The organism is Bacteroidota bacterium (assembly GCA_018698135.1).
Classification (GTDB): Bacteria; Bacteroidota; Bacteroidia; order CAILMK01; family JAAYUY01; genus JABINZ01.
The window spans coordinates 1-9,122 of record JABINZ010000261.1; the positions used below are offsets into that span (position 1 = coordinate 1).

Annotated in this window: 6 protein-coding genes; all 6 read right to left on the minus strand. The window is 36.4% G+C overall.

What is annotated here, in order from left to right:
• Positions 1-677: 677 nt before the first annotated feature.
• Positions 678-1,601: a DUF58 domain-containing protein gene (locus tag HOG71_16105; protein ID MBT5992370.1), complete on the minus strand. Its 924-nt coding sequence runs from the start codon at positions 1,599-1,601 to the stop codon at positions 678-680.
• Positions 1,602-1,674: 73 nt separating this feature from the next.
• Positions 1,675-1,995 (minus strand): thioredoxin, encoded by a 321-nt coding sequence (gene trxA / locus HOG71_16110; protein MBT5992371.1) that lies wholly within the window; start codon positions 1,993-1,995, stop codon positions 1,675-1,677.
• Positions 1,996-2,112: 117 nt separating this feature from the next.
• The gene (gene dnaE / locus HOG71_16115) at positions 2,113-5,580 is read right to left on the minus strand and encodes a DNA polymerase III subunit alpha (protein MBT5992372.1); all 3,468 of its coding nucleotides are present in this window, start codon (positions 5,578-5,580) and stop codon (positions 2,113-2,115) included.
• A gap of 184 nt (positions 5,581-5,764) precedes the next feature.
• Positions 5,765-8,062, minus strand: a complete 2,298-nt coding sequence (locus tag HOG71_16120) for a TonB-dependent receptor (GenBank protein ID MBT5992373.1) — start codon at positions 8,060-8,062, stop codon at positions 5,765-5,767.
• 172 nt (positions 8,063-8,234) lie between these two features.
• Positions 8,235-8,735: a hypothetical protein gene (locus tag HOG71_16125; GenBank protein ID MBT5992374.1), complete on the minus strand. Its 501-nt coding sequence runs from the start codon at positions 8,733-8,735 to the stop codon at positions 8,235-8,237.
• 227 nt (positions 8,736-8,962) lie between these two features.
• The coding region (locus HOG71_16130) for a hypothetical protein (protein ID MBT5992375.1) at positions 8,963-9,122 on the minus strand (160 nt) is incomplete at its 5' end.

The window sequence follows — 9,122 nt, forward strand, 5'->3', positions numbered from 1 at the left end:
CAAACAGGAGCAAGGCCACCTGTTAGGTTTTATCACCTATCTCAACCAAACAGGAGCAAGGCCACCTGTTAGGTTTTTATTGACCTATCTGGTTGAATAAAACCTGATAGGTCGAAAGGGGGGATTCTGACAAAAGGTTGTTGATATTATTCTGTAATTCAACCAAACTGGAGCAAGGCCAGTTGTTAGGTTTTTATTGACCTATCTGGTTGAATAAAACCTGATAGGTCGAAAGGAAGGGATTCTGATAAAAGGTTATTGATGTTATTCTCTTGTTCGAAAGATTCTGTAATTCAACCAAACAGGAGCAAGGCCACCTGTTAGGTTTTGACAACTATTTCAACCAAACAGGAACAAGGCTACCTGTTAGGTTTTGGACTACCTCAACCAAACAGGAGCAAGGCCAAATAGTCGTAGGCCGACTTTAAGTCGCACTACGACTGATCCTAAAAGGAATCAAACCTATCTGGTTGAATAAAACCTGATAGGTCGAAAGGAGAAAGGATTCTGACAAAAAGTTATTGATGTTATTCTCTTGTTCAACCAAACAGGAGCAAGGCCACCTGTTAGGTTTTATCAGCTATCTCAACCAAACAGGAACAAGGCTACCTGTTAGGTTTTGACAACTCCTCAACCAAACAGGAACAAGGCCAGCTGTTAGGTTTTGTAAAGTTGGACTAATAAAGCTTTTGACGTTTCACGAGGTAGTTCTGTAGAACAGTAAAAAAACCAGTATGAATATCAGCTTCGACATAATCGATATGATATTGACTGCATCGAAGTTTGAGTTCATCTCTGAAACCAGCCATTTTTTTCAAATATTCATTACGAATATCATCTGGAAAAACTTCAACCTTGTCGCCACTTTCCATGTCTATAAAACGATAAGGTCGGTTTTCATAAGTGAAATCTAATTCCTTTGATTTATCGACAACATGAAACAATATGACTTCATGTTTTTTGTATTTAAGATGTTGTAAGCCTGACAAATATTCCTCTTGATTGTCGATGTTTTCCATCATATCAGAGAAAATAACAACCAAAGAACGTTTATGAATGTTTTCTGCAATTTGATGCAGGGTGCTTGCAGTGGATGTTTTTTTGTTTTTGCTATCGTTATTCAGATTTTTCTGCAATTGATTAAAAAGTAGCTGAACATGAGCAAAACTGGCTTTTGGTGGATAAAACTCTTCTATCTCATCTGAAAACAAAGTTAAACCAACAGCATCTCTTTGCTTTCGAAGCAATTGTATCAGCGAAGCTGCAGCATAAACAGAGAACTTAAGCTTATTGTGTTTGCTATCAGGAAAATACATGGAAGAAGAGTTGTCGATCAGCAGCATACACCGCAGGTTTGTTTCCTCTTCGTACTTCTTTACAAATAATTTGTCAGTACGTCCAAATAGTTTCCAATCAATGTGTTTGGTTGATTCTCCTGAATTATAGAGTCGATGCTCTGCAAATTCTACGGAAAAGCCATGAAAAGGACTTTTATGAAGCCCTGTAATGAAGCCTTCGACAACATATCGAGCAATCAGGTCTAGATTACCTAGTTGCTGAATCATTTCTAAGTCAATATGTCCGTTAGGCCATTTTGCCATTTACAAATAAGGATAAAAAAAGGTGATCAAAAACAAGAACAGCTTTTGATCACCTAAACTATTTTGAATAATATTAACCTAAATGAGGTTGGACTTTGTTCATGAGCATAGGTTTTGGTAATGCACCAACAATTTTGTCGGCCACTTCTCCATTCTTAAAGACTAAAAGTGTAGGGATGTTGCGGATACCATATTTTTGAGCGATGGTTGGCTCAATATCAACATTTACTTTTCCAACTTTAAGTTGTCCTTCCAACTCTTTACCGAGATCTTCTACGATAGGTCCAATCATACGACAGGGACCACACCATTCTGCCCAAAAGTCTACAAGGACTGGAATATCTGAATTTATTACTTCAGTTTCGAAATTAGCTGCTGTGAATTCTAAAGCCATTATTGTTTAATTTTTTTACAAAGTTATAGAATAGATTGCGATGGACAATCCATCTGCAATAAAAATGCCGCTTGAAAAATAATAACAATTTTTAATATATTTTAGCCAAATCGAAAATTAATTTATCTTCATTTCCACACCCTCAATCTGTTCAATTTCCTTAAAGAACTCATTACTGGGTTCAATTAATAGTTTTTGAGGTGTCATTAATAAATTCATATTTCCATTTCCATTCGCATAGGAAAACTCAAGAAATATGGGGAATTTACCCTTGTGATTCGTAACCAGATTTTCTATCTTCTTGCTCAGTTCTTTATCAAGAATTTCTAAAGGAATTTTTATCGTTATTTTTTTTAGTGCTTTAGTACGGTAGCCACTTAATAAATTGATTTCAGTAATATCGGATGTATAGTCTACTGCATCTCGATAACGAGGTCTCACAAGTCCAGACAGGAAAACCTTTGTGCCCGGTTCAAGAAAGTGCTTGAACTTGAGGTATTTTTCTCTGAATAGAAAAAACTTCATGCTGTTGGTAAAATCTTCGATCGTAAACATCCCATACGTATCGCCTCCTTTTGTGAAACGTTCTGTAAATTCTGTTATCAAGCCAGCAATCTTAAATGTTTTGTTGTAGAAACTGGGGTAATTATCGTTGAAATTATCAATACTTGTACTGGTAAAGTGGTCAATTTCAAATTTAAATTCATCCAGTGGATGCCCTGATACATAAAAGCCAATTAGTCGTTTTTCTTCCTGTAATATCTTAATGGAAGCCCAGGGTTCAACTTCTGGTAAATTTGGTTTAGCAATATGTGCATCTTCCATATCGCCAAAAAGACTTATTTGGTGCGATTTCTTTGATTCCTTAACTCGGTTACCAAACTTTATTGCTTTATCGATAGCTGTCTGATCTTCATTTTCTTCCATATGAAAATACTGGGCTCGATGAATACCTTCAAAAGAATCGAAAGCACCTGCCATGGCTAAACTTTCAATACATTTTTTATTTACTGCTCTAAGATTAACCCGACATGTAAAATCGAAAATATCGCTATAAGGACCTTTTTCGTTTCGTTCAGATAAAATTGCTTCTACGGCTGCTTCGCCAACTCCTTTGATAGCACCCAATCCAAATCGGATAATACGTTCCTTATTGACTGTAAATTTATATTGTGAGTCATTAATATCGGGTCCTAAAACCTCAATCCCCATTTTATTACTCTCGGTAATATAGAGATTGATTTTGGCCATATCGTCCATGTTATGAGCCAGTGTGGCAGCCATAAAGGAAGCCGGATGATGTGTCTTAAGATAAGCAGTCTGGTAAGCAACAATTGAATATGCAGCAGCATGAGAGCGGTTGAATCCATAGTTTGCAAATGCTTCCATCATGTGAAAAATGTACTCTGCTTTTTCCTTATCAATATTGTTTTTTGCAGCACCTTCCACAAACTCTACTTTCATGTCCTGCATCGCATCCTTTTTCTTCTTCCCCATGGCACGTCTCAGAATATCAGCTTTTCCCAAAGAGAAACCGCCAATAATCTGCGCACATTTCATGATTTGCTCCTGATAAACCATGATACCGTATGTTGGCTTTAAAACCTCTTCCAACATGGCATGGGGGTAATCGACTTTGACCAAGCCATTTTTACGCTTCACAAAATCGGGGATGTATTCCATTGGCCCAGGACGATACAGGGCATTCATGGCAATTAAGTCCTCAATATTGTTTGGTTTGAGGTTTTTGAGATGCGAACGCATGCCTTCTGATTCGAACTGGAAAATGCCATATGTAAAGCCATTGCGAAAAAGTTCGTAGGTTTTGTCATCATCAATAGGGATTTCATCAATATTGATATCGATGTTTTTACTGCCTTTGATATTTTCCAATGCATCTTTGATAATGGTCAGGGTTTTAAGTCCTAGGAAATCCATTTTCAGCATGCCCACCGATTCGACTAATTCCCCTTCGTATTGGGTAACCATTAGTTTGGAATCCTTGGCAGTACTCAAGGGAATATGTTCGAACAAATCATCTTTCCCAATAATTACACCGCAAGCATGTGTTCCCGTATGTCGTGCAGATCCTTCCAGAATTTCGGCATATTTCAGGGTTTTCTGAACCAGAGGTTCACCACTATCTTTATCTTTCTTTAATTCTTTGACTTGTGCAAATGCTTTTTTTAGTGTCATTCCCGGATCAGCAGGAACTAGTTTTGCTAAGCGATCGGCTGTATTTAATGGCAGTTTTAAAACACGTGCTACATCTCGAATGGATGAACGAGCAGCCATGGATCCAAATGTAATAATTTGGGCAACCCGATTTTCACCATATTTATCGACTACATAATTGATGACTTTTTCGCGACCATAATCATCAAAGTCAATATCCATATCAGGCATGGTCACACGCTCAGGATTAAGGAATCGCTCAAAAAGTAAGTTGTAATGAATCGGATCAATGTTTGTGATACCAATGCAATAAGCTACTGCGGAACCTGCAGCTGAGCCTCGGCCCGGGCCAACAATGACATCCATTTCCCTGGCCTTGTTGATAAAATCCTGAACGATAAGAAAATAGCCGGCAAAGCCCATGTCTTTTACAACTTTCAATTCAAAATTCAGCCGTTCAGCAATGCTATCAGTAATTTCTTCATATCGTTTTTCAGCACCCTGAAAAGTGAGATGGTTTAAATATTCATCTGCATCAGAATAAGCTGGTGGCAATGGATATTCGGGTAAAATAACTTTTCGTTCGACTTCGAAATCTTCAATTTTATTAACTATTTCATCAATGTTTTCCAGCGCTTCTGGAATATCTGAAAACAACAGTTTCATTTCTTCGGTTGTTTTGAAATATTCGTGACCAGAATATTTCATCCCGTCTTTATCGTCAGCATCTTTGCCTGTATTTAAGCATACCAGAATATGATGTGCTTCAAAATCTTCTTTGTTCACATAATGAACATCATTGGTGGCTATAATTTTTACTTCATGTTTTTGTGCTAGTTCAATCAAGGCTTTGTTCACAATATCCTGATCTTCTAAACCATGCCTCATTAGTTCCAGATAGAAATCATCACCAAAAATCTGCAGATATTCTTCAATTATTTTACTGGCCTGTTCTGTACCGTTTCGCATGATTGATTTGGGAACTTCACCTCCCAAACAAGCTGTGGATGCAATGAGTCCTTCGCTATACTTTTTTAATAGTTCCTTATCAATTCGTGGGGTATAATAGAAACCATCCTTATAGGCTAAAGTGACCAGTTTTGCCAGATTGTGATAACCTTTTTTATTTTTTGCCAACAAAATCAGATGATATCCGCTTCGGTCTTCCTTGCCTTTTTTATCCTGCATACTGTTGTGAGCCACATACATTTCACAACCAATAATAGGTTTGATCCCATTTTTTTTCGCCTGACGCATAAAGGTCACCACGCCAAACATATTTCCATGATCGGTAATGGCCATGGCCTTCATGCCATCTTTCTTAGCCTTAGCCATGAGTACAGGTATGCTGGCAGCTCCATCTAATATGGAGTATTGGGTATGCAAATGTAAATGGGTGAATTCTGACATGCTCAACTTTGTATTATAAGATTAATTCGTTTTTAAAATAAAAATACGCTTTAATCCTGCAAGCAATTTAGTCAATCAATAACAATATTTATTGTCTTGTTTATATTTTGTGGATATAATCTATTGCACTGAAAAAGAGGTGTTTGTGCGTGAATGTCTGAATGTCAATTGCTTGTAAAATCTCTTAGAAAGACCAGGTTACTCCAGCACTTGGAAGTATCGGTAGTTGATCAATTCGTTCATTACTTACACGATCAAAATAGAACATATTATCCCGATCATAGGCATTGGTTAAACTGATTATCCCTTCAATGGAATTGTGCTTATTGATTTTCCATTTTTTCTTAAGTGAAATATCCAGTCTATGATAAGATGGCAATCGTCCTCCATTTAAATCGCCATATAAGATGCCTAAATCGCCATTGGTAGCGGTATAATCTTGTGTAATTCCTTGTGAAAAATCAAGATACTCATAAAATCCTTGTGTTTGTGTAAAAGGGAATGATGAGCCATAATTCCATCTGAATGAAAGATCAACAGGACTTTTTTTGCCCAAAGAAACATTGAACAGGAATTGGATATTATGTCGTCTGTCCCAATGAGGAGTATAGGTTATAATACCATCATATCGTTCTACAAATGCAAGATCATAAACAAACCAGATATAAAATGGCTTCAACTCAAACACATAATGAAAATTGACACCATAGGCGAGTCCTTGCTCAATAATGAAATCGCTACGCAAATATTCTGGCTTATCCTGAAAATCAGGCGTGTCATCAAAAATCTTATTTCTATTGATATTGGTGAGCTGATAGAAGTCTTTGATATAGCCTTCCAGATTTATCGTTGAATGCTCTTTAATATCCACCTCTGTTCCAATAATGTAATGCATGGCTTTTTGCAATCGGCTATTAATCTCATGGCCATCAAAATGATTTGGAATGTCATCGGGGGCAGTGAGAAAACCATAGAATAAATTGACTACATCACGATCCGAAAAAGCACTAATCAGGTCTTGTGTATATTTTCCAACAGCGAGCTTAAATCTTAAGAATTCGGTTGCATTGTATTTTGCTCCAAAGCGTGGTTCTATTGAAGTTTCCTGCAAGGATGCGTAATACTGCAAACGGACACTGGGTACTAAAATGAAGTTGCCCAAGGTTTTCTTGTATTTGAAGAAAGCAGCCATATTGGTGGTGTTTTCTGGTTCCCCGATTCTTCTTCCGGCAGCATTGTAATAGCGGAAATCAGTTTGATATCCACTTAAATCAAAACCATAACGAATCAGGTCATTTCCTAAATAATAGGAAAATTTCATTCCACCTTCAAAACCACCAATCAAACTATATCGGGGTAAATTGTCTAATTCTAATTGATCTATTCTATAATTGGAGTAGGAGAGGTGTCCTTCGATAATGGTTGAAGAACCTGTTGGAACTAATAAAAACTGCGTTCCAATTCCAACTGATCCCCATTCATAAGAGGTAATTCCTGTGTAGTCTACTTTGTCGTTAAAGCTAAAACCAAATAATTTAATGCTCGATCCACTGGCATCATTAAAACTTACTTTTCCATATAGGTCGTTGAAGCTATAGGGGAGTCCATTTTTATCCGCATAATTGTACAAAACAGGAGCTGTTTTGTCGAGATAGGAGTTTCGGGCAGCAAAAATAAAGTTTGAACTTCCTTCTTTTGCCTTGAATTTTTTCAATGGGCCGTTTAAAATCAATTTGGAGCTAAATGGGCTTGTTCCAATTTTTCCAGCTAATCGGGTTTTATTACCATCGACTGAATTTACATCCATAACAGCTGATATTCGGTCACCATACTCTGCATCAAAACCTCCGGCATACACATCAATGTTTTTTATCATATCGATATCGAAAACTGAAAATAAACCTAGTGAATGAAATGGATTGTAAATAGTCATTCCATCCAAAATCACCTTGTTTTGAATAGGTGTTCCTCCACGAATATATATCTGTCCGCCTTTATCTCCACTTGTAACAACACCCGGAAGTACTTGAATGTATTGGGCTAAATCGGGTGTGGCACCTACTGTTGGTAATTTGGCAATATCATCTGTACTAATTTTTATTTTACTTATTTTAACCTGTGTTTGGCTTTCAATTTTTTTACTGTTGATAATAACTTCATCAAGTTCTAGTGCAACTTGTGTGAGATACATATTGCGATTAAATATATCTCCAGCTTTAACAGTAATTACTTCATGAACAGTGTCGTAGCCAACAAAAGTACTTGTGAGCGTATAAGTGCCGGGCTGAAATTTGGAAAGGCTATAAAAACCGTTCAAATCAGTGGCAACTCCATAAGAGGTTCCTTGGAAAAATACATTGGAAAACTGGATGGCTTCTCCAGTGACTTTATCGTAAACAAAGCCTCTGATTTCAGTTTTTTGAGAAAAACCAAAATTGCTTAATAGGAACAAAAGGCTTACTAGTAGGAAAAATTTCTTCATTATTTATCATCAATGGATTCAAAATCAATAGCAAAATTATCCCACGAAAATACAAAAAAGATCATTTCCAATTGATTGATTGTAAGCTTAATTTGTAAAGCTGTATTCGAAATGAGTATTCAAGAAAAAATGCTATGAAAGATGTCGTAAAAGTGACTTTAAAACAGAGGCATTAATTTGCTTCTATCACCGGCAAAGGAATCTCAATTAAGTCTTCGGCTTGTTTTATTTCTCCACTATAAATGGTTGCATAAATTCCTTTCCCATTGTTTTGATCAAATGTCATATACACATGTATACTGTCTTTGTTCCAGCTATAAACCAGTATACTGTTTTCTTCCTTTTTTGAAACACGGCCATACGTATTCGTGAAATAGTCAATTATCTGATCCACATCTTTACGGTATAAACCAATTTTAATAGCGGTCAAAATTGAATCTTTCACACCATAAATGACATCATGAGCTGTAAAACCTTCATAGTCAAAAGATTCATTTAGGTTAATAAACACCTGACTTTCAGCAAACATGGTTTCTGTGCTGATATACTCATCCGGCAGGTCGGCTAATGATGTGCCGAATTTTGGATAGACAGATTCAACTTCTGATACAACTTCTTTTTTTTGACAAGAAAACAAGAAGAGGAGTATGGATATTACTAAAAGTTTTTTCATGAAATACGAATTGATTAATATGGCCAAAATTAAGTAAATAATCTGATAATAGTGTATCAGCTTGTTTTGATCGGTATCAACACAATCAATAGTGGTTTAGCTTTAGGAAGATTTCCAATCACTTTCTTCTAATATAAAAATCGAATCTATAATTTGATTAAATGCTTGAGAAATTTCGAGAGACGCAATGGTTGCTGGAATATTTTGCTCAATTCATAGCAGTAATTCTAATTCTTAACAACCCTTGGCGCACCACTTACAATCCATGTAGCATATACTTCCGATATTTTCCAGTCTTCACCCATGTATTTTCTAGGACGGGCAATTAGGTAATCCAAAAAGTCTGATTGATCAGAAATCTCAACATTTTCCATCAAAGTAAACAAA